This is a genomic window from Gardnerella sp. CCPDSM, assembly GCF_056754715.1.
In genome coordinates, this window is sequence record NZ_JBQEQO010000005.1 from 66,344 (window position 1) to 87,917 (window position 21,574).

General features: G+C 42.0%; 20 protein-coding genes. 13 read left to right on the top strand and 7 right to left on the bottom strand.

Going from position 1 to position 21,574, the window contains the following annotated elements:
• The first annotated feature begins 3 nt into the window (after positions 1–3).
• The gene (locus tag ACTJLE_RS04190) at positions 4–1,134 is read left to right on the top strand and encodes an Mrp/NBP35 family ATP-binding protein (RefSeq protein ID WP_481267559.1); all 1,131 of its coding nucleotides are present in this window, start codon (positions 4–6) and stop codon (positions 1,132–1,134) included.
• Positions 1,135–1,205: 71 nt separating this feature from the next.
• On the opposite strand, the gene ACTJLE_RS04195 is transcribed toward ACTJLE_RS04190, so the two are convergent.
• Entirely contained in the window at positions 1,206–2,576 is a 1,371-nt protein-coding gene (locus tag ACTJLE_RS04195) for a DUF349 domain-containing protein (RefSeq protein ID WP_119487206.1), read from the bottom strand.
• A gap of 95 nt (positions 2,577–2,671) precedes the next feature.
• Here ACTJLE_RS04195 and hisS point away from each other — a divergent pair, with 95 nt between their 5' ends.
• The 12 genes from hisS (at position 2,672) to ACTJLE_RS04255 (ending at position 17,730) form a co-directional block, all read left to right on the top strand.
• Positions 2,672–4,072, top strand: a complete 1,401-nt coding sequence (gene hisS, locus ACTJLE_RS04200; protein WP_481267622.1) for a histidine--tRNA ligase — start codon at positions 2,672–2,674, stop codon at positions 4,070–4,072.
• A gap of 93 nt (positions 4,073–4,165) precedes the next feature.
• Positions 4,166–5,962, top strand: coding sequence for an aspartate--tRNA ligase (aspS, locus tag ACTJLE_RS04205; RefSeq protein ID WP_481267560.1), 1,797 nt, complete (start codon positions 4,166–4,168; stop codon positions 5,960–5,962).
• 188 nt (positions 5,963–6,150) lie between these two features.
• The gene (locus tag ACTJLE_RS04210) at positions 6,151–6,921 is read left to right on the top strand and encodes an amino acid ABC transporter ATP-binding protein (protein ID WP_415700142.1); all 771 of its coding nucleotides are present in this window, start codon (positions 6,151–6,153) and stop codon (positions 6,919–6,921) included.
• Between the two features lie 68 nt (positions 6,922–6,989).
• Positions 6,990–7,823 carry a glutamate ABC transporter substrate-binding protein gene (locus tag ACTJLE_RS04215; RefSeq protein WP_481267623.1) on the top strand — a complete coding sequence of 278 codons (834 nt, stop codon included), beginning with the start codon at positions 6,990–6,992 and terminating at the stop codon, positions 7,821–7,823.
• 1 nt (position 7,824) lies between these two features.
• Complete coding sequence (locus ACTJLE_RS04220) at positions 7,825–8,502, top strand: ABC transporter permease subunit (RefSeq protein ID WP_481267561.1); 678 nt, start codon at positions 7,825–7,827, stop codon at positions 8,500–8,502.
• A gap of 5 nt (positions 8,503–8,507) precedes the next feature.
• Positions 8,508–9,593: an amino acid ABC transporter permease gene (locus ACTJLE_RS04225; RefSeq protein ID WP_481267562.1), complete on the top strand. Its 1,086-nt coding sequence runs from the start codon at positions 8,508–8,510 to the stop codon at positions 9,591–9,593.
• A 254-nt stretch (positions 9,594–9,847) separates the two neighbouring features.
• Positions 9,848–11,275, top strand: a complete 1,428-nt coding sequence (locus tag ACTJLE_RS04230) for a UTP--glucose-1-phosphate uridylyltransferase (protein ID WP_481267563.1) — start codon at positions 9,848–9,850, stop codon at positions 11,273–11,275.
• 299 nt (positions 11,276–11,574) lie between these two features.
• Positions 11,575–13,497, top strand: coding sequence for a helix-turn-helix transcriptional regulator (locus tag ACTJLE_RS04235; RefSeq protein ID WP_481267564.1), 1,923 nt, complete (start codon positions 11,575–11,577; stop codon positions 13,495–13,497).
• A 1-nt stretch (position 13,498) separates the two neighbouring features.
• The gene (locus ACTJLE_RS04240; RefSeq protein ID WP_481267565.1) at positions 13,499–13,837 is read left to right on the top strand and encodes a hypothetical protein; all 339 of its coding nucleotides are present in this window, start codon (positions 13,499–13,501) and stop codon (positions 13,835–13,837) included.
• Between the two features lie 90 nt (positions 13,838–13,927).
• Positions 13,928–16,483: a DEAD/DEAH box helicase gene (locus ACTJLE_RS04245; protein WP_481267624.1), complete on the top strand. Its 2,556-nt coding sequence runs from the start codon at positions 13,928–13,930 to the stop codon at positions 16,481–16,483.
• Between the two features lie 172 nt (positions 16,484–16,655).
• Positions 16,656–17,003 carry an RNA polymerase-binding protein RbpA gene (locus ACTJLE_RS04250; protein ID WP_481267566.1) on the top strand — a complete coding sequence of 116 codons (348 nt, stop codon included), beginning with the start codon at positions 16,656–16,658 and terminating at the stop codon, positions 17,001–17,003.
• Positions 16,996–17,730, top strand: coding sequence for an HAD hydrolase-like protein (locus tag ACTJLE_RS04255; RefSeq protein WP_481267625.1), 735 nt, complete (start codon positions 16,996–16,998; stop codon positions 17,728–17,730). Before ACTJLE_RS04250 ends, ACTJLE_RS04255 begins: the two co-directional genes overlap by 8 nt.
• A gap of 142 nt (positions 17,731–17,872) precedes the next feature.
• On the opposite strand, the gene ACTJLE_RS04260 is transcribed toward ACTJLE_RS04255, so the two are convergent.
• Genes ACTJLE_RS04260 through ACTJLE_RS04285 form a run of 6 tightly spaced genes read right to left on the bottom strand, consistent with a single transcriptional unit; the run spans position 17,873 to position 21,543 of the window.
• Positions 17,873–18,319 carry a hypothetical protein gene (locus ACTJLE_RS04260; protein WP_481267567.1) on the bottom strand — a complete coding sequence of 149 codons (447 nt, stop codon included), beginning with the start codon at positions 18,317–18,319 and terminating at the stop codon, positions 17,873–17,875.
• A gap of 5 nt (positions 18,320–18,324) precedes the next feature.
• Complete coding sequence (locus ACTJLE_RS04265; protein ID WP_481267568.1) at positions 18,325–18,963, bottom strand: MerR family transcriptional regulator; 639 nt, start codon at positions 18,961–18,963, stop codon at positions 18,325–18,327.
• Positions 18,941–19,381, bottom strand: a complete 441-nt coding sequence (locus ACTJLE_RS04270; protein WP_119487194.1) for an FHA domain-containing protein — start codon at positions 19,379–19,381, stop codon at positions 18,941–18,943. Before ACTJLE_RS04270 ends, ACTJLE_RS04265 begins: the two co-directional genes overlap by 23 nt.
• Positions 19,382–19,399: 18 nt before the next feature.
• A complete protein-coding gene (locus tag ACTJLE_RS04275) occupies positions 19,400–20,236 on the bottom strand; it encodes a DUF881 domain-containing protein (RefSeq protein WP_481267569.1) in 837 nt (278 codons plus the stop codon).
• Between the two features lie 3 nt (positions 20,237–20,239).
• Positions 20,240–20,572, bottom strand: a complete 333-nt coding sequence (locus ACTJLE_RS04280; protein WP_119487192.1) for a small basic family protein — start codon at positions 20,570–20,572, stop codon at positions 20,240–20,242.
• A 2-nt stretch (positions 20,573–20,574) separates the two neighbouring features.
• Positions 20,575–21,543 (bottom strand): DUF881 domain-containing protein, encoded by a 969-nt coding sequence (locus ACTJLE_RS04285; protein ID WP_481267626.1) that lies wholly within the window; start codon positions 21,541–21,543, stop codon positions 20,575–20,577.
• Between the last annotated feature and the right edge of the window lie 31 nt (positions 21,544–21,574).

Genomic DNA, 21,574 nt, shown 5'->3' on the forward strand with positions numbered 1-21,574 from the left:
CGCATGAGCACAAGCGAACTCGAAACACAAGTTTACGATTTGCTGGGTAGCGTTATTGATCCAGAATTAGGACGCTCAGTTACCGAACTAAATATGGTAACAGGCGTGCATGTTAAAGAAGCTAAAGCCTTAAGCGAAAAGCCAGCTTATGATGTAGAAATTAATCTTGAGCTGACTGTGCCAAATTGTCCGCTCGCGGAAATTATTACAGGACGCGTTCAAGAAGCTGTATCTAAATATCCTCAAGCAACGCTTATTCCTCATGTTACTGCTACAGCTATGAGCAAAAGTAAGCTAGAAAAGCTAGTAGCAGATTTAAAAGCCGAGCGTAAAGAGAATCCTTTTAACAAAGCTGGAACACGCACGCGAATTTTTGCTATTGCGTCCGGTAAAGGCGGCGTTGGAAAATCTTCTATAACAGCTAATTTAGCTGCAACTTTTGCAGCTTTAGGCTACGATACTGCAGCTATTGATGCGGACGTATACGGTTTTTCTTTGCCGCGCATGTTCGGCGTAAAATCTCAACCGACTAATCTTAACGGAATGCTTATGCCGGTTGTGTCTTGGGGAGTAAAGCTTATTTCTATTGGCATGTTTGCTGGAACCGACCGCGCAATTTTGTGGAGAGGACCTCGCTTACAGCGCTCTTTAGAACAGTTTCTTTCAGACGTTTGGTGGGGGAATCCTGACGTTTTGCTTCTTGATTTAGCTCCAGGCACAGGGGATATGGCTTTAGCTGTTGCGCAATCTTTGCCTAATGTTGAGCTTGTTGTTGTTACAACCCCTCAACCTAGCGCCTCGGACGTAGCTGTTAGGGCAGGACTTATGGCTTTACAAATTCCAGTAAAAGTGCGCGGAGTTGTTGAAAATATGAGCTGGTTTGAAAATAACGGCGAGCGCTTAGAAATATTCGGTTCCGGAGGCGGGAAACGAGTAAGTGAGCAACTTTGCAAAGCTCTTAACACAAACGTGCCTCTTTTAGCTCAGCTAAAATTGGATCCAAGTATTCGAGAAATTGGCGAATCTGGGCGTCCTGCAGTACTAGACGAAGAAGGAAAGTTAGCTGACTCTCAATTAGCTAATACTTTCGTGCAACTTGCTAAATCTTTAATGGAAGAATCTAATCAAAAATAAATATGGGGTAACTTGATTTTTCAAGCACCCCATATTTTCATTTAATTTATAAAACTAATTTATAAAACTAGTTACTTAACAGCGTTCAACCACTGCTCTTTAGTAGCTTTTTCAGCTTCTAACTTAGCTTTGCGCTTCTTATCAGTTTCCTTTGCAATAGCAGCGTTAAGCTCTTCAAGCTGCGCTTCCAATTGCAAAGCAAAGCTGGACTTACGAGCGTTAGCTTCAGGATCAGCATCCCTCCAAGCAGCTTCCTCAACAGCCTTAATCTTCTTATCGACGTCGTTCAAGCGAGACTCAATACGACGCATGTCTTCACGAGGAACGAAACCAATAGCATCCCATTCTTCCTGAATTTGAGACAACGCCTTACGAGCACTCTTAGCTGCTTCTTCATTTTCTACAGGCAACAATGCTTCTGCTTTTACAAGCAAAGCTTCCTTCTTTGCAAGATTCTCATGCTCTCCAGCGTTCAACTTTTCACGGTCAGCCTGACGAGCATGGTAGAAAGCATCAGCAGCTTCACGGAACTTTGTCCACAAAGCGTCATCATGCTGACGGCCAGCATTTCCAGCCTTCTTCCAACGATCCATCAAAGCGTTGAACTTCATTGAAGTTTCACGCCAATCCTTGGAATCCTTCAAGCTTTCAGCTTCAGCAATAATAGCTTCCTTAAGTTGCTTAGCATTATTACGCACATGCTCACGCTCCTTAACCCAAGAGTTACGAGCTTGGGAGAATGCGGAACGAGCTTTGGAGAAACGCTGCCATAATGCGTCAGCATCGGCTTTGTTCAAGTGAATAGTGGTGCGCTGATGCTCTTGCCACTCGTCAAAAAGCGCACGCAATTTATCGTTCAGCTCACGCCAATTAGTAGATTCGTTCATTTGTGCAACTAAAGCTTCAGCACGTTCTACTATGTTTGCACGCTCTTTCAAAGCTTTTTCAAGAGCTTCTTTTCGAGATTTTGCGATTGCTTCCTTTTTTTCATCGCCTTTTGCCTTTAGCTCGGCGTGTCGAGCACGCAAAGCAGCAAGATCACCAACGGCTGCAGGATTCTCTAACTCATCCTTCAAAGCGTTAAGCGTTTCGTCAATTTCTTTCGACTTTACGTTTGAAGATTCCAAACGCTTAGCAAACAAATCGAGCTTAATCTTCAAATCAAGATAGCGGTGAATGTAGAAAGTCAAAGCCTCCTCAGGAGTGCCAGTGGAATACTGACCGACCTCACGTTCAACACCATTTTCACTAACGTAAACGGTGCCATTTTCATCAACTCGGCCAAAGCTTTTCGCGGCTTTAATGTCTTCCTCACTATAGGAAATAGTTGGTGCCGCAGCAACAACACGAGCTTTATGCGCGAAGCTAGCCGGCGACGGCGCGTGTGGCTTTGGGGTAGTAGTGGATTGAGTATTTTCTTCAGGTTTAGTCTGTTCGGTCACGGTCGACTCCTTACAGCAGATGCACGGTAACAGTGTTACGAATAAGTATGACGGTAAGCCATGATTTTTCCGCAACACCACCTATTATAGTGGACATGGTACAAGGCTCATCAATCTCAGGTTTCCCTGAATGGCTTCCTGGCGAACGCGCTGTAGAACAGCAAGTAATTGACACGCTACGAGAAGTCTTTGAACTCAATGGTTTTATTGGCATTGAAACGCGTGCCGTAGAGCAGGGTTCAAGTTTGTTGAAAAAAGGCGAAACTAGCAAAGAAATTTATTTATTATCGCGTTTGCAAGAAGTTGGACACGAATCTGACACTCCAGTTGAAGATCGAATCGGTTTACATTTTGATTTAACTGTTCCGTTAAGTCGTTACGTAGTTGAACATACTGGAGATTTAGCATTCCCATTCAAGCGTTGGCAAATGCAAAAAGTTTGGCGAGGCGAGCGTCCGCAAGAAGGACGATTCCGTGAATTTGTTCAAGCAGACATTGATGTTGTTGGAAATGGTGAACTTCCATCTCACTACGAAGTTGAGTTACCGCTTGTAATGGTTGAAGCTCTTGAACGTTTACGCAAGTTTGGTCTTCCTAAAGCAACGGTACACGCTAATAATCGTAAGCTTTCTGAAGGCTTCTACCGTGGTGTTGGCTTAACCGATATCGAAGGCGTACTTCGAGAAATCGATAAGCTTGATAAAATCGGCGCTGAAGAAGTAGCTAAGCTTTTGGTAAAAGAGTGCGGTGCTACGGATTCTCAAGCTGCAGCATGCTTGGAATTAGCAGAGCTTACTGCTGGAACAGGCGAAGAGTTGAAGTCTCGTTTTGACGAATTATGCGATAAGCACAATATTTTCCGAAGCGAGGATAACGAATCGTATGCTTTAGCTTCGCAAGGTGTTGAAACACTGGCAATGATTGTTGACGAAGCAGCGCGCATTCGTCCGGGTGCAGTGGTTGCTGATTTGAAGATTGCTCGTGGACTTGATTACTACACTGGTTCAGTTTACGAAACTTTCCTTGATAATGCAGCATCATTAGGCTCTATATGCTCTGGAGGACGCTACGATAATCTTGTTTCGCAAGGTAAGAAGAAGTATCCAGGCGTAGGTTTGTCTATTGGCATGTCTCGCTTACTTTCTTATATGCTTCACACTGCAGGCGCTACAGTTTCTAGAGTTTCTCCTGCTGCAGTAATGGTTGCAGTATGGAATGAAGAAGATCGTCCAGCATGCAATGAAATTGCTAGAAAGCTTCGCGAACGCGGTATTGCAGCCGATGTTGCACCAACCGCAGCGAAACTTGGTAAGCAAATCAAGTATGCAGATAAGCTTGGTATTCCTTACGTATGGTTCCCAGCTGACAGTACTGAATCTGAGTCTTCTCACGATGAAGTCAAAAATATTATTACAGGCGAGCAGGAATCCGCCGATGCCACGTCTTGGCAACCGGATACTGTTTATGCCCGGCAGACAGTTTCTTGCGCTAAATAATGTTCTTGCAAATTTGCCTGAATTTTAAGCGCAAAATAGTGTCAATAGAAACAAATGAATATATCAAAATTAGATTGTAGAGGAAGTGGACTTATGAGCCAGACGGCGTATCGCACACATCATGCCGTTGAAGTGACTGAAGAGTTGGTCGGGCAAAAAGTAACCATCGCTGGTTGGGTTGATCGTCGCCGTGATCACGGTGGCGTTGCCTTCGTTGATGTTCGTGATAACACGGGCTTAGTGCAAGTTGTTATTTACGATGAAGAAACTGCGCGTCCATTGCGTAGCGAATTCGTTGTGCAAGTAACTGGTGAAGTTCGCTTGCGCCCAGATGGTAACGAGAATGACCATTTGGCCACTGGCAAGATTGAGATTGTTGCAGAAACTGTTAATATTCTTGCAAAGTCTGACGCTTTGCCATTCCAAGTTTCTACAGCTTTGGAAAACGAGTCTGAAAACAAGCTTCCTAGCGAAGATGTGCGTTTGAAGTATCGTTATCTTGATTTGCGCCGCCCATCAATGCAGCGTAATTTGAAGTTGCGTTCCGATATGGCTAAGGCTGCTCGTCACGCTTTGGAAGACATGAACTTCACTGAGGTTGAAACTCCAACCTTTATTAAGTCCACTCCAGAAGGCGCTCGAGATTTCGTTGTTCCAGCTCGTTTGGTTCCAGGCTCTTGGTATGCACTTCCACAGTCTCCACAGCTTTTGAAGCAGCTTCTTATGGTATCTGGCGTTGAACGCTACTATCAGCTTGCTCGCTGCTACCGTGATGAAGACTTCCGTGCGGACCGTCAGCCTGAGTTTACTCAGCTTGATATGGAAATGAGCTTTGCAAGCCAGGAAGATGTTATGGCTATGGCAGAGCGCGTTATTGCTGCTATTTGGAAAGAAGCTGGTCACGAAATCACTCTTCCATTGCCTCGTATTACTTGGCAGGAAGCAATGGATAAGTATGGTTCCGATAAGCCAGATTTGCGTTTTGGAAATCCTCTTATTGAGTTGACTGACTTCTTTAAGAACACTCCATTCCGCGTATTCCAAGCTTCTTACGTTGGTGCTGTGCTCTTTAAGGGTGGCGCTGAAACTCCTCGTCGCCAGTTTGATGCTTGGCAGGATTGGGCTAAGCAGCGTGGCGCTAAGGGCTTAGCTTACGTAGTCTTCGGCGAAGATGGCGAGCTTAAAGGCCCTGTTGCTAAGAATCTTAGCGAAGAAGAGCGCGCAGGACTTAAGGAAGCTGTTGGAGCAGAAGACGGAGACGCAGTGTTCTTCGCAGCAGGCAGCCGCGAATCTTCCCAGCTTTTGCTTGGTGCAGTTCGTGTTGAATTGGCAAGCCGCGCAGGTTTGCTTCATCCTGACGAGTTTGCTTTTACTTGGGTTGTTGACTTCCCACTGTTTAAGCGCACTGACGATCCAGATGATGACGATGTTGCAGTCGGTCACTCAAAGTGGACTTCTATGCACCATCCATTTACAATGCCATCTGCTGATTGGATTGATAAGTTCGATAAAGATCCTGAGCATGCAATGAGCGATTCTTACGATATTGTTTGCAACGGTAACGAAATGGGCGGCGGATCCGTTCGTATTCACCGCGACGATATTCAAGATCGTGTTTTGAACGTGCTTGGAATTGACAAGGCTGAAGCTGACGAAAAGTTTGGCTTCTTGCTTGAAGCTTTCAAGTACGGTGCTCCACCTCACGCAGGTATTGCTTTGGGTTGGGATCGTACTGCTGCAATTTTGGCAGGCGCAAGCTCAATCCGCGACGTAATCGCCTTCCCGAAGGCTGGCGGTGGCCGCGATCCTCTCACTGGCGCTCCAGCTCCAATTTCGGACGAGCAGCGCGCAGAAACTGGTGTCGACTACGATCCAGAAGAAGACGAGTAAATAGTTACTTGTAAAATTTAATTGTTACGAAGCCGTTGATTGTTGGTTTAATAATCGCAATCAACGGCTTTATTTGTAACGTAAGAGTTACAAAACGTAACGATAGTGATAAATAACCGTAACACAGCTTAGCTAGACTTCTTTTTATGGATAAGCAAGTATCAAAGTCAAATCCAAACGCCGAGGATATGACTATTAGCACTGCTAAAGTGCACCAAGCGGCAAATCCCCTCGTTGAATTAAGCCATGTTGAAAAGCATTATGGCAAACTTCACGTTCTTAAAGATATTAATCTTACTGTTAATAAGGGCGAGGTTCTCGTAATTATTGGCCCATCCGGTTCTGGTAAATCAACCATGTGCCGCACAATCAACCGTCTCGAAACAATCGACTCTGGCGATATTCGCATAGATGGTAATCCACTTCCTCAAGAAGGCAAAGAGCTTGCTGCTTTGCGTGCAGAAGTTGGAATGGTGTTCCAGTCCTTCAACCTTTTTGCAAACAAGACGATTCTTGAAAACGTAACTCTTGCGCCAATGAAAGTCCGTCATATGGATCAGCAAAGCGCAGAAACACTCGCAATGGAATTGCTTACTCGAGTAGGCGTTGATAATCAAGCAAATAAAATGCCATCTCAGCTTTCAGGCGGCCAGCAGCAGCGTGTTGCAATTGCTCGCGCTCTTGCAATGCAACCAAAAGTCATGCTTTTTGACGAACCAACTTCTGCACTTGATCCAGAAATGGTCAACGAAGTTCTTGACGTTATGGTCGAGCTTGCAAAAGAAGGAATGACAATGATTTGCGTTACGCACGAAATGGGCTTTGCTCGTAAGGCAGCAGATCGTATTGTGTTCATGGCAGACGGCCAAATCCTCGAGCAAGGTACTCCAGAAGAATTCTTCGAGCATCCAAAAACTGATCGAGCAAAAGATTTCCTTTCCAAGATTCTTACGCACTAATAGCGATTTTCATTTTTTAGCTATTACTGCTGAAACTATGAAAAACAGTTCTTATGAAGGGAAAAGATATGAAAATATTACATAATCGCATTTTTCGTGCGATATTAGCAGTGCTTTGTACAGTTTGCTGCGTTATGCCTCTTACAGCATGCGACCGCAGCGACGGTAAAAAAGTAATACGAATTGGCATTAAGTTTGATCAGCCTGGCATGGGCTTCAAAAAAGCCGGAACTTACGTAGGTTTCGACGTTGACGTTGCTAAATATGTTGCCAAAAAGCTCGGATATTCAGAAGATCAAATCGTATGGAAAGAATCACCATCTAAGCAGCGAGAGACAATGCTTCAAAACGGTGACGTCGATATGATTGTAGCAACATATTCGATTACGGACGCTCGTAAGAATATCGTATCTTTTGCAGGTCCATATTTTGTTGCTGGTCAAGATTTATTAGTTCGTAAGAGTGAGCATAAAGTAAACGGTCCAAACGATTTGGACGGAAAGCGTTTATGCTCAGTTTCCGGTTCAACATCTGCAATAGTTATTAAAGAGAAGTTCTCTTCAAAAGTGCAACTTATGCAACAGCCAGGTTATGCGGAATGTGCAACTGCATTATTCTCCGGCATTGTGGATGCTGTAACTACAGACGATATTATTCTCGCAGGCTTAGCAACCGCTTCAAGAGGACGCTTAAAGCTTGTTAGCAAACCATTTACCGCAGAATATTACGGAATTGGTATCAAAAAAGGCAACACTCGCTTGGCAAAACGAATCAACGCAGCATTAAAAGACATGATGCGCAACGGTTCTTGGAAGAGAGCACTGGACGATAATTTGCGCGGAACTGGTTTTAAGCCAAACGCAAAGTATAATCCGCCAATTCCTCAAGAGGGGGAGAACTAACATGCAAGATTTCGTGCAACTTTTTAGTGAATACAATATTCCAGGAGCTTTCTTGGTTAATATTGAAATCACATTATGGAGTATACTTTTTTCCACAATTATTGGCATAATACTTGTTACTATGCGCATTTGCCCAGTTGCATCCTTGCGCATGGTGGCAACCGCTTACGTTGAGCTGTTTAAAAACATGCCTCTTACAATAATTATGGTTTTCACGGTTTTAGGCGTGTACGCTCAGCTTAAACTCGGATTCTCATCAGTTTTTGAAGTGAATTTCTTCTGGCTTGCAATTGCTGGCTTGTCTTTGTACACTGCAGCATTTGTGTGCGAATCTTTAAGATCCGGCCTTAATACTGTTCCTGTTGGCCAAGCGGAAGCTTGCCGAGCTCTTGGATTAAATTTCTTCCAGTCAGCAACCCAAGTTATTTTGCCACAAACTTTCTGCGGTTCTGTAGCACCATTGGGTAACACTTTTATTGCGTTGCTTAAGAATTCTACAGTTGCAGCAGCAGCGTCAGTTGCCACAGAAACTTCAACAATGATGAGCGAAATGATTGAGAAGCATGCGGATTTGATTGTTCCAATCTTCTTAATATTCGCTTTGGGATACATCATTCTCATTATTCCTATTGGCATTTTGACAACATACTTGTCTAACAAGCTTGCTGTAAGAAGGTGATAGCGATGGCTAAAAAACGTGAACAATCATTATTATTTGATGCTCCAGGTCCAAAAGCACTTAAGAAGATCCGCATTGCAAATATTATTGCAGGATTCCTTTTTGCTGCCGTAGTTATTGCTATTTTGATGCGTTTAAGCAATCCTCCTGAGGGCGAAAACCAGCTTTCTTGGGTGTTGTGGAATCCAGCATTAGAGTCTGAAGCTTGGATTGATTTTTACTTACCAGGCTTATGGATGACTTTAAAAGCGTCTTTGCTTGCAGTAGTCGGCTCTATTGTTTTTGGCTTATTATTCGGCTTATTGCGTTTGCTTCCGAATTTCCTTATTCGCGGCGTTTCTGCAATAATCGTTGAATTCTGCCGAGCTGTACCAGTATTAATGCTTATGATTTTCTTGTGGAGAGCTTTTGCACTTTCCGGTATGAAAGATGCATCCTACTGGGCTGTAGTTTTGGCTTTGATTATGTACAACGGTTCCGTTGTAGCAGAATTAGTGCGATCCGGCGTTGGTAATCTTCCAAACGGTCAGCGTGAAGCTTCGTTAGCATTAGGCTTAAACGAGTACCAGTCTCTTACGCAAATCGAAATGCCGCAGGCTATTATTGCTATGATGCCTGCAGCTGTAACTCAGCTTGTGGTTGTTTTGAAGGATACTGCTCTTGGTTCGATTATTATGTACACTGATTTGCTTCAGGAATCTCGTCGACTTGGATCAATGTACTTTAATATTTTGCAAACCTTAAGCGTTGCAGCAGTTATTTACTTCTTGATTTGCCTTGCTTTGTCGTGGTTTGCAGAATGGCTACCTTCTCATTTGCAGAATCGTACTGCAGCACCAACAGAAGCAGACCCTGTTGCACCAATCGCAATTATGGATCCTTCTAACGTGAACCAGATGGCAGTGGCAGACGAAGTTAAAGAGCTACCTTATGGTGGTACTCCTCGAAAGTATCACGTTCACCACCGTGGTACTAACGCTTCTATTCACCATTGGCGTCACACGAAATACTTGCAAGGATATGATGAGCATCATCTAAAAACAGGCGATGAGCCAGAAGAAGATGATGAAGATTATTCAAAAGATAAGTAAATAAATAAGTAAGTAAATAAATAAATAAATTACTAAGCGTAGTCAATAGCATTGTTATTGGCTACGCTTTTATTTTTTTAAATGCTTCTATTTTTGTACGCTTTTATTTTCTATTTAATTGCTACTAAATTACTTAAACTTTGATAAAAATGTGAAAATAACTTCAAATATGCATAAAAAACGAAGCAATGTTTGCGCATAGCAACACAAATCGCTAAACTATTAGGGTCACATGCATACGAGGAGGCTTTTACATGGATGACGCGTTTGAGTTGTCCGCTGCAAAGATGCGCGAACACAATATGAGCGATACTGCTATAGAACAATTTGCTCACTTGTACGATGTGTGGCGCAACGATCAGTCAAGTGAATTTATTCGCGAAAGCACAGTAGAACCAATCAAAACTGTTCCTAATTTTCATGAGATTTATGAAACTATCGATCACGATAAAGCAGTAAACGCATTTGCAAAAACAGCATTTATTAAACTTAACGGAGGATTGGGCACATCTATGGGATTGTCCTGCGCTAAGTCTCTTCTTCCTGTTCGCAGGCACAAGGCTCGTCAAATGCGTTTTATTGACATTATTATTGGCCAAGTTCTTACAGCAAGGCAAAGATTAGGCGTAGATCTTCCTCTTATTTTTATGAATTCCTTCCGCACTTCTAAAGACACTTTGCAAGTGCTTAAACGAAATCGCAAATTTATTCAAGAAGAAATTCCTGTAGAAATTATTCAGCATCAAGAACCAAAATTAGTGGAAGAAACAGGAGAGCCTGTTACTTGCGAACAAGACACTTCTCTTGAATGGTGCCCGCCTGGCCACGGTGACATATTCTCAACTCTTTGGGAATCAGATTTGCTGCGAACGCTACAAGAACATGGCATTAAATACTTGTTTATTTCAAATTCCGATAATTTAGGCGCAAGGCCGTCTCGAACTCTTGCTCAACATTTTGAAAACACTGGCGCTCCAATCATGATTGAAGTTGCTAAAAGAACTCAAGCAGATCGAAAAGGTGGCCATATTGTTAGGGATGCTCAAACCGGCCGCTTAATGCTGCGCGAAATGACGCAAGTTCATCCTGAAGATCGAAGAAGCGCGCAAAGTATTAAAAAACACCCATATTTTAATACCAACAATATTTGGGTTCGAGTTGACGCTTTACAAAAAAAGTTGGAAGAATACAACGGAATACTACCTCTTCCTGTTATTTGTAATAGAAAAACTGTTGATCCAACAGATGAAACTAGTACTCCAGTAGTGCAATTAGAAACTGCTATGGGTGCAGTAGCTTCACTTTTTGATGACGCAATTTGCGTAGAAGTAGATCGCATGCGATTCTTACCAGTAAAAACAACTAACGACTTGTTTATTATGCGTTCGGATCGCTTCCATCTTACTGATTCGTACGAGATGGAAGATGGAAATTATATTTTCCCAGATATTGATTTAGATCCACGCTACTACAAAAATATTAACGATTTTAACGAAAGATTCCCGTATTCTGTTCCTGCACTTGCTGCAGCTAAATCGGTAACAATTCGCGGAGATTGGACTTTCGGCAACCAAGTTTCTATGTTTTCTGATGCAGTATTAGAAGATAGAGGGGAGCCGAGTTATGTTCCGAATGGAGAATTTGTAGGTCCTCAAGGAATTGAGCCAGATTCTTGGGTTTAAAGCAAATTTTCGTTGGATTACGATTCTTATAAATACTTAGAAATAAATATTTATAGAAAAAAATTTATATGGCGTGTCGCGGAAAAATGGCGTATTTTCAACGTTGTTTGTATTCGTGTGAATAAAAAATATATAATTATTATAAGTTTTTTGAAAAAATGTCCACACGTACCGCAAAACACCATTAAAATAGAAAAGGCACTTGTGATATTGCACTTCAAGTAAGTATGTGAATACAACAATTACTTGTATGAATTATCGCATAAATAAACAGAACTAATAACGATACGTGAGGACTAATGGTAGAAGGAAGCAACGGAAGGCGACGTTTTTCCGACAAATGGGGCAAACACGAGCTTGATGTATTAGCTGTGTTGTCTTCCGCATTCCCGCAATGGTTAACTTCGCGGCAAATTGCACAGCGCGTAAAAGCATACGCAGATTCATACGGTGAACTTGCAGATCAAGCTGCAAAAGCAGCATTTGCTAAGCAGTTCCAGCGCGATCGCGCAAAGCTTGCAGCAATGGGCATTGCTATTGAATCTAGGCAACCTGAATATTCTTCAAAATCTGAAGGACAAGATTTTGCGTCTTACCGTTTGCAATTAGGCGATGAGCCTCGCGTACGTATGCGATTCGACCAGTCTGAATTGCCGGTGCTTGCTACTGCTAATTATCTTGCACGATCGATGTCTATTTCTTCTCTTGAATTAAATCAGCACGATCAGCAGCGCACTTCTCGCACAGCGCCTCGAGTTCCTCAAACTCCTATTCCTGGCTTAGGTTTGGACTCTATTGCTCCAGGTTTAGGCACTCAAATGCTTCCAGATTCGTTAGTGAAAGTTATTGACTCTCGACGTTTTGCAGCAACTGTTGATGTTGACGGAGAACATTTGAATGTTGCTTATACGGATGCAGACGACTTAGCAATGTTCGTTCTCGAGCATCCAGGCTCAAGCGTTATAAGCCCTAAAGAGGCAGTTGACGCTTTCCACCGTCGTTTGCACGCAGCAGTTGAATTTGCATCATGCGACGAAAATGAGCATCTTAATAACGAAGAAAACAACGAAAATCTTTTGCAAAACACTGAAGAACAAAGCGAAGAAGCTGATAAAGCTCACGCAAAGAAAGGCTCTTCATTCCAGACTGGTAGTGAAGTAGACCGTCGCTTGCGATTAATGCTGTTCTTGTCGGCTCATCTTGGTGAAGAATTCCCATTAAACGAACTCGCTGAACGTTTTATTGGAAAGCCAAAGAATGAGGATGAGCTTCGTCGTTTTGTGACGATTCTTCACAAAGATATTAATACTCTTACTACTGTTTCCGACGATGGAGAAATGGCAGGAAGCCAATTCTTCGATATTGATTGGACTCTACTAGAAAACGAGGGCATTGTATCTGCCACAAATTCCTTAGGATTGGAACGTCTTGCTGGCATTTCGCAACAGTATTTAAGCATGCTTACAGCGTCAGCTAATTATTTAGCTCACTCTTTGCTTTTGCCTGTTGAACAGCGCGCGCAAGCCGAGTCCTTGTATAAGCGCTTACGCCGTCACGTTCTTCCAGGACAAACGCCATGGCTTAGTTTAACCGGGTACGAGATTGAGCCTCGAAACTGCTCTATAGTTCGTAGCGCAATTAATTCTCAATCTCTGCTTGATATGGAATACACGGACGGCGCTGGACGAACTCGCCGCAAGATTGTTGCTCCTTCAAAAATTTATGTTGATGAAGGCGTGTATTACGTTGCAGTTTGGACAGACGTTGAGAAGCAAACTCCGGAAGACAAGCGCGATTTAGTTGCCAAAGATGTAACTATTAATAAAGCAAATGGTTTGCCTCGAATTTGGCAGGTTCTACGCGTTGCTCGTATTGAGCGAGCAGAAGTTGTGGAGCCTACTTCGCAACTTGAAATTCCAGACGTTCCAGTAAGCGAACTTCGTAAATGGAGTTTCGATAATGGCACAGAAACTTGCTTTATTACTGACGAAACTGAGCTGAATTTCTTGAAGAATCTTTCCGGCGCTACTATGGAACCTTATGGAAGCGGAGTGAAAGTTCATCTTACTGTTTCATCCGACTCGTGGTTTGTTGCTTTCTGCATTGCGCACGCACGTCATATTACAGCTGTTGCTCCAGAAACATTGCGTAGTATGATTATTGCGCGCGCTCAGCGTGAGTTAAGCGTTAATCACGCTGATAGCACTAACGCGGAGGAATAGTATGCCTTGGTGGATTTGGCTAGTCATCACAGTGTTTATGCTGTGCATGATTGCCGCTGGAGTGGCGGTAGTTGTTTTAAGTGCAATAAGACTAGCCAAAACTTGCTTTAGTTTTGCAGATGTTGCAACTTCTAAGTTTGAAGCTTTGAACGATTCTAATAAAAGTAGCAACGAGCCTAAAGATCCTCTTTTTACTTTGCCTATTAAAGTTGCATCAGAACGTTACGAATATACGCGTACTAAAGTTGTTGAACGCCATCAAAAAATTCGCGAGAATCATATGAAAATTTGGCAACATTGGGATGAAAAATCGCTTCGAGAAGAAGATATTAAACTATAAAGCTCATAAAACATTTTGAACAATAAAGATAGCGTGGAGCATATTTTGCATAATTCACAAACAGATAACTGCAAAAACGGTGACGTTGAGATGTCTCCTGCGCAACGTTTTGCTGCTTTTCGTGAAGTTATTAAGCATGAACGTTCAATGGCTGCAAATTTTGAACGTTCCTTACCTTTTGATTTAGACGATTTTCAGCATGAAGCAATTGAAGCTTTAGAAGCTGGAAGTAACGTTTTAGTTGCAGCTCCAACAGGAGCTGGAAAAACTGTTGTTGCTGATTTTGCTGTGTTTCTTGCGCAAAAACGTAACGTAAAAGCTTTTTATACTACGCCAATTAAAGCGCTAAGTAATCAAAAATATCACGATTTTTGCGAACTGTACGGCACTGATAAAGTGGGCTTATTAACGGGGGATACTTCTGTAAATCCCGAAGCAGATATTGTGGTAATGACTACTGAAGTTTTGAGAAATATGCTATATGAGCACTCAATTACTTTACAATCTCTTGGCTTCGTTGTTTTAGACGAAATTCATTATTTGGCAGATAAATTCCGTGGAGCTGTGTGGGAAGAAGTTATTATTCATCTTCCAAAATCAGTAAAAATTATCGGATTGTCGGCAACTGTGTCGAATGTTGAAGATTTTTCTGCATGGCTTGAATCTGTGCGCGGAAAAACTCATTTGGTTGTTGACGAGCATAGGCCTGTGCCGCTTGAAAGACATGTTGTTATTCAAGAAGATTCTGAAACAGAGCCTGAATTATTAGATTTGTATGATCATGATTCAAAAGGCAATATTACTCAACGCGTCAACCCAGCTTTAACTAGAAAACTTAACGACTGGGAGCATAGAGCGCGTCGCCGTAAAGAATCGTACAGCGATAGTAAATACCGCTATAGAAAAGGTAAAAAGCACGTTGTTAAAAGGGGAGTGGCTGAGGCAGATAAATCTGCTAGCCGTCATACTCCTAAACGTTGGGCTGTTATTGACGAATTAGATTACTTGAGGATGCTTCCTGGAATCTACTTCATATTTTCTCGTTCAGGCTGCGATCAAGCTGTTCAACAATGTTTGAATGCTGGTTTAACGCTTACGTCTGACGATGAGATGTACGAGATTCGTAAAATTGTTGACAGCATGGTTGCAAATCAGCTTTCTAAAGAAGATTTGCACGCTTTAAGTTTTGAACGCTTCCGTTTTGCACTTGAGCAAGGATTTGCAGCTCACCATGCTGGAATGATTGCACTATTTAGGCATATTGTTGAAACACTGTTTGAGCGTGGACTTATTAAAGTTGTTTTCGCTACTGAAACGCTAGCTTTGGGCTTAAATATGCCTGCAAGAAGCGTTGTTGTAGAAAAGCTAGTAAAGTTTGATGGCACAGGACACGTTCCTCTTACTCCAGGCGAATTTACTCAACTTACAGGGCGTGCTGGAAGGCGCGGAATTGATGATATTGGCCACGCAGTGCTTGTAGACCACGCTGATTTTGTGCCTCAACAAGCTGCAGCACTTTCTAGTAAGCGCGTGTATCCGTTGCATTCTAGCTTCGTTCCAACATTTAATATGGCTGTTAATTTGCTCAACTCAAGCGATGTTGATACTGCTCGCACAACTTTGGATCGCTCTTTTGCACAGTGGGAAGCAAATTCTTCAGCGCAACGTTTGCATGAACGAATGTCGGATCTTCAAGAGGCGCTTAAAGGCTACGAGAAAGCATTCTACTGCGATAAAGGCGATTTTGCTGAATTCCTGAAATTGCGTATGCAACTTAAGGATGCTCAGCATGATCAGCGCCGTAAGCTTAAGCACACTTTATTCAAAACTGATGCCGAGCGTTCCGCAGCTTTTAAAGCTTTAGATGAAACTATTGCGCGCTTGCGTGAAGCTGAGCGCAATCACCCTTGCGCAGGATGCCCGGATATTCAACAACATTTGCGTTGGGGATACCATTGGATGCGAGAGCATAAGGAACTTGAACAAGTTCGTGAACGTTATGAGTCTCGTACTGGATCCGTGGCACGCACTTTTGACCATATTTGTGACGTATTGTACAGTTTGGATTATTTGCAAGCTGAAAATTCTTCACAAAACCATGTTTTTAAGCTTACTGAACGTGGACAATTACTTAGAAGACTTTATAACGAGTTAGATATTGTTTTTGCTGAAGCTATTTGCGAAGGAATTTTTAACAATCTTACGCCTCTTGAATTATTGTCATGCTTGTCTGCATTAGTTTATGAATCTAGAGGGCCTTCAGCAGGGGAGCCAAGACGATATCCAGGAGGTCAAGACGGCGCAATATTTAACACGGTATTGCGCATGAAGGAATTGTTTATGCGCACTAGTGCATTATGCGCGAATGCTCATTTGCCTGAATTAAGACCACTTGAATTTGGCGCAATAGATATTATGTACGATTGGGCTAACGGTGCTGAATTAGCTGAAATTTTGCAAAATACTGACAGCACTGGCGGAGACTTCGTGCGTCAAGCAAAACGACTTATAGATTTACTTACTCAACTTTCTGTAGCGGGAGAGTATCTTCAAGCTATTGATGGAGTTGATACGAATCTTGCTTCATGCGCGCGTGAAGCTGCAAAACTAATGAATCGTGGTGTTGTATCTTATTCAGATGTATAACATATAAGGAAATACGTAACGAAATACATAACAAAATATGTAATAAAATATGTAATAAAACATGTAACGAAATATAGAAAGCATATTATTTATTTTAAAATAATTGCGTAGATGAGATTGTCTCGTCCGTGCAATTCGGTAGTTTTATTAAGTACTTACACAAGGAGATACTATGGCAGAACGCAGTTTACGCGGTATGAGCATTGGCGCAAAATCATTGGAATCTGACGATAATGTAGATTTTGCTGCACGTAATGATGTTGTGTACGTGTGCCCAAAGGGTCATCGCACGATTCTTCCTTTTGCTCAAGGCGCTGAAGTTCCTGAAGAATGGGAATGCCGCTGCGGTACAATTGCACATCGCGAAGGCGAAGATGATCGTCCGGATGATGATTTTAATAAGCCATCTCGCACTCACTGGGATATGCTTCTTGAACGCCGCAGCGAAGAAGAATTGAAGACTTTGCTTGATAAGCGTCTGAAAATGCATCATGAGGGTTGGATTCCTGATTATGAGTGAATGCTCAACGTCTTCAAAAAATAACTCACGACGTGTTGTTCTGCTTGATCTTGACGGCACTTTAACGAAATCTGATGAAGGCATTATTACATGCGCTAAACTTGCTTTGAAAGAAATAGGTCAGCCTATTCCTGACGAAGCTGAAATGCAGCGTTTTATAGGACCGTCGATTTTGGAATCCTTCCAGCGAATTAAAGTTCCGGAAAATCTGCAAATGCAAGGTCTTGCTATTTATCGAAAATATTATTCCGAGATTGCTGCATTTGATGATCCGAATGTTCCTGGAAACAAAATTCCGGGCTGCTTGCTTAATAAAGTATACGATGGTATTCCTGAGCAGCTTATTAAATTGCGCGAAGCAGGTTTTTATTTGGCGACTGCATCTTGCAAGCCTGAATATCAGATGAAGCCAATTTGCGATTATTTTGGATTTAATAATCTTATTGACGGAATTTATGGCGCAAGTAGAGATATGTCGCGTATTACTAAAGCGCAAGTTATTCGCTACGTTTTTGATGAGATTGGTTATGATTCAGCTCAAGGCGACAAAGCGCTTATGGTTGGCGACCGTTGGACTGACGCTGACGGCGCAAAAGAATGCGGATTAGATTGCTTGGGATGCGCTTGGGGTTATGCTGAGCCTGGCGAGCTTAAAGCGCACGGATCGTACAGAATTATTGATAACGTAAGCGAATTAAGCACAGCTGTTTTAGAATATTTTGCTTAAAGCTGTGAGGATTTTGCGTTCATACGTTATTTTCTATACGTAACTGTAAAGGAAATGTCGGTATTAGCTATTTTCGTTGGATAAATCGCATATTATAATTCCATATTATATTTACCCGATAATGTACGTTATGTCAAATTAGCTATTTACAAACCTTAAACGCACAAAACACCATAGTGAAAAGATTCGCAAGAATAAGCCCAATAACAATCACATATGAAGAAATCAGAACTGAATTCATAAATAGTGAAGAATTATAAGAATCACTTTGCAAAAATCCAAAATCACAAGCAATATGCAAAAGCATGTAAGAAAGCATTGCGCACGGAAGCCCACAACAATGCGTAATAACAATGCTCCAAGGCATTAATTGCACGCTCTTGCATTCCTGCTTTGCATTTTTACGCTCAGGATCTACAGAATCTACAGAGTCTACAGAATCTACAGAATTTTTAGAATCCTTAGAATTTTTAGAAGCGATTTTTTGAAATCTAAATAAAAAACGTAACGTAATAAACGAACTAAATAAAAACAATGAAACAGACGCAAGCCAGCAAATAATAACCGCAGAAATAATAGCTTCACGCATACTTACTATCCCCACGTTTCTTGCACAAGATTCCAAGAATCACCTTTTGCTGAACTATTTTTTGCAAAAGATTTGCGATTATACTGATGGCTTTTCTCTTTAAACTCACTAACATCACTAGAATCATTAGCATCACTGGAATTGCAGGCATCAATTGAAGTTTCAGCAGATAAATCATCTTCAACTCGAGAAATAATACGACCAACAGCAATGGCAAATACTGCAAAACCAGAAGCCAGCATGCGACGCATATTCTCCTGGTTCTCATCACATTCTTGCACAGACTGACCGTCACAAATAATCGTCATATTTCGCAAACGCGACTCAGAATAACGATTTAGAAAAATAATAGCCGTAGTAACATTAACCAAATTTACTCCAGCGTCAAGCAGCCTTTTTGCAACTGCCATAATCGCAATATCCTTAAACGAATATAAACGACGAGAGCCTGAACCATTAGACGGGCTAATAGAAGGCTCTATAATGCGTTTGCGCGCCCAATAATCAAGTTGCCGGTAAGTAATACCGGCAACCTTCATAGCTACGCTACCGCGGTATCCACAGGATTGATCAGCGCAGAGAGAAAAGTTAAACAACTCCCCCTGAACAGCATCATCCTGATTACCGGACAGTGACTGAGTCATGAGCGAAAAATACCAATCGGAATTTGCCAATCATAATTTCATCGCCATTGTGCAACACAGCTTCCTCAACACGCTCACGATTTACATACGTGCCATTCAAACTACCAGCGTCTACAATGCTAAACACGCCGTTAACGCGCTTAAACACTGCGTGAGAACGAGAAACTGTGGAATCATCAAGCAAAATATCAGCATGCGAATCACGGCCAACTGATACCAAATCCTCGTCAAGAAGATAACGAGAACCGGACACCGCTCCCCTAGTTGAAATCAACAAAGCGGTTCCAGGCAGCAATTTTGCTATCGTTTCAAAATCATCCTGCTGCAAAGGACGATCAGAAGTTGTATTCATTGGAATATGAATAGCTGGCATACCAATAATAGTGGTTTCGCCAGCGGTAGGAATCGGTTCAGTCATACTTGCTATTCTACCTTGTTACTCGACTGGTTTGGCATATTGGTACTGTTTTGGTTCGCGTGTCGAAGTAATTTCTACCTCTTCAGACTGCGAAACAATTACAGAAGCACCAAATTTAATTTTCAAACGTGATCCAACACCGCCCGCAATATTCACAGCATTCTGCAAATTCTGCGGATCTCCAATAGCCTTAACAATATAAGGCGGTTCTATCATCACGCTATCGCACAAAAGACCATGCTTTGTTTGAGAAATATAGCTTGACGTAACAATACGAACGTCATTAATAGACATAACTTCTACGCCAGCATTACGCAATTCTTCAATAAGCTGAAACATTGTAGCAGCATCAATATTTTCTTTTTCGCCAGCTGTGATGTGAATTACAATACCTTTTCCTATTGCTGGAAGGCGACCGGAAATAAGTCCGTTAGTTTGAGCATTCTGTTGAGCAATTCGACGAGCCTCATCCTGCTTATCAACTGCTTCACGCAAAGAATTAAGCTGACCTGTTAATTCTGCTTTTCTACTTTCCAAGCTTTGAATTTGAGAGTGAGTCTCTGTAATAAGCCTAGTCAATTCTTCTTCGCTCATAGTTTCGTACAGCAAAGAGCTGCTGCGATTAACTTGAATCATATAAGCAAATCCTAAAAGCGCACACAACAGCATCATAAGCAAGCCTGTAAGCATGCGAGTTCTGGTAATATGACCGCTTAACGAAGGCTTTACCTTATGCTGAACAGCTGGGAAAGAACCAGTTTGAGTTTCGTCACTTTCTAAATCATGCGCACTTTGACGGCGCAACTTGTGAAGAATATCGTCACCTTTAGGAGCATGAGAAAACGTGCGAACCATATGCTAACTCCTGAAGATGAATCTGCGAATTGCTGATACGTTAGAGAAAATACGAATTCCAAGAACAACAATAACAGCAGTTTGCAATTGCGCACCTACGCCAAGCTGGTTTCCAAGCAAAACAAGCAGCGTTGCCGCAATAACGTTCGAAAAGAAGGAAATAACAAAAACTTTATCCGAAAAGTTTCGCTCAAAATACGCTCGAGCAGCTCCAAGCAATGCATCCAATGCTGCAACAACCATAATTGGCAAATATGGTTGAAGAACAACAGGAATATCTGGATGTACCACTATGCCGATAAGCGCTCCTAAAATCAAGCCAAGAATTGCTGCCATGCTTATCTCCTAGTTCTTTCATTTGCAAAGTTTATATCACCAGTACTAGATGCATTTAATCGTATAACTCTCGAAGGTGAAATTTGCGGAGTAATACCTGCATTTACAAGAGATGAGTACCATCGAGTTTTAGAAGCCGCATTACACGCTCGCATTAATTCGTTAGAGTCACCTATTGCTTCAATAACATAAGGACTTTGTGTTTGATTAACGCCAACAAGAATTGTTTGACCTGCAACTCGAATAGAAGTTTGAGCGCCGATTCGATGCCCGTTAACAGAGATAGCTTCCGCACCTGATTCCCACAATACGGACACAAGTTTTTGAATATCGTGATCTGTAACAAGACGGATTCTAGCGCCATTAGTTTCACGAGGCAAAGATCCACCACTTGCATCATTTCCTGCAGAAAGAGGATTAGCAATAGTTAGAGTAACGCCAGAGCCTTCTACAGCTCGAGTTCCGTTAAGAATATCATCCGATTTGCTAACTTGATCCTCTTCAGGAGTTGTAATACGCTGAGATTCGCGGTCTACATTATTTCGTAAAACAGTTACTTCTTTAACAAGCTTGTCAAAACGAGTAGTGTATCCAACAAGCTCATTTGCTAATGAAGAACGTATTGCTTTTCTAGGATCAGTGTGAAGCTTACGCACGAACTGGCTTCCAACAGTGCCGATAGCAATACAAATAAGAAACACAATAGTGCGCGTAAACCAAAGATGCAGAGGCTTAACAGGCTGCTTACTTAAACGCGAATCCATAAACATTGGGTCAACAGGACGGTTTGTTAAATCATCAATCAAACGCAACGCATAATCATCAACATATCGTCTTCGATCATGATGATGAGCAAAACGGTTAGCGCTTAAAGCAACATGGTGAGATTCGAGATTAGTAAATGAGCTAGAAAATAGTGCACGTCTACGAGATAATGTTATGCCGTCAGGAGATTCAAAAGACTCAGGCATAGTAAGATTAGCACTGCGCTCTAATTTAAAG